The following is a 1,019-nucleotide window of genomic DNA, read 5'->3' as shown; positions in this document are numbered from 1 at the left end:
TGTCGTTACCAAGCAGGTTGTTCAGTCTTTGGAATGGGGTGATGCCACCGAGGGCAGCGTGTGGCCTGGTGGTGTTGTAGGCGTCGATCCAGGGGCCGATGGCCTGGTTGCGCAGGGCTGAGGATGGATAGGGTCTGGCATAGGCCCACTCGCGCAGCGAGGTCTGGATGAAGCGCTCGGCCTTGCCGTTGGTGCGTGGGGTATAGGGTCGGGTGCGGACGTGCCAGATACCGGCTTGGGTCAGGGCGCTGGTGAACAGTTTCGAGCGATAGGCCGAGCCGTTGTCGGTCATCACCCGCTCGACCCGGATGCCGAGGCGTGCGAACCAGGCGAGGGCGCGGCCGAGGAAGGCTGTGGCGTGCTCGCGTCCCAGACCATCGAGCACTTCGGTATAGGCGAGCCGGCTGGCGTCATCGATGGCGACATGCAGGTGCTCCCAACCGATGCCCTCGACCCTGTCGCGGCGGTTGCCGGTCACCCGATGGCTGGGCCGGGCGATGCGGCCCAGCGTCTTGATATCGAGATGGATCATCTCGCCGGCCCGTTCGCGTTCGTAGCGGATCACCGGCGGGGCCGGCTCGAGCCGGCTCAGGCGGTTGAGACCCAGCCGTCTGAGCACCAGCCCCACGCTCGAGATCGCCAGGCCCAGCGCCCGGGCGATCGCCGGGCCGGTCAGGCGCTCACGGCGCAGATGCTCGATCCGGGTGACCTGTTCGGGGCGCAGCCGATGCGGGCAGCGCCGTGGTGCCGAGCTGCGGTCCAGGAGCTCCCGGTCGCCACCACGCCAGCGCCCCAGCCACCGATGCGCGGTGCGTTCCGATACCCCCGCTGCCGCTGCTGCCCGTTGCACCGGCAAGCCCGCCTCGATCCGCTCAATCATCTGGACTCGACCGCGCGGCGTCAGACGCGCATTCTTGTGGACGTTCATTCGGGGAGCTCCGCTGAAGGTTGGTTGGCTTCGCAACCCCAGCTTCTCAGTCCCTCTCCGAATGAACAACCTTCATAGCAACGACACCTAG

Annotated in this window: 1 protein-coding gene; it reads right to left on the bottom strand. The window is 67.2% G+C overall.

Going from position 1 to position 1,019, the window contains the following annotated elements; all coding sequences use genetic code 11:
* A partial coding sequence (locus tag PRN20_RS22790) for an IS481 family transposase (RefSeq protein WP_273959969.1) occupies positions 1-928 on the bottom strand: 928 nt, incomplete at its 3' end.
* Positions 929-1,019 lie beyond the last annotated feature (91 nt).

The organism is Devosia sp. ZB163 (assembly GCF_028613635.1).
Taxonomy (GTDB): domain Bacteria; phylum Pseudomonadota; class Alphaproteobacteria; order Rhizobiales; family Devosiaceae; genus Devosia_A.
The sequence above is the reverse complement of the archived record's forward strand: the minus strand, read 5'-3'. Positions and strand labels throughout refer to the sequence as shown.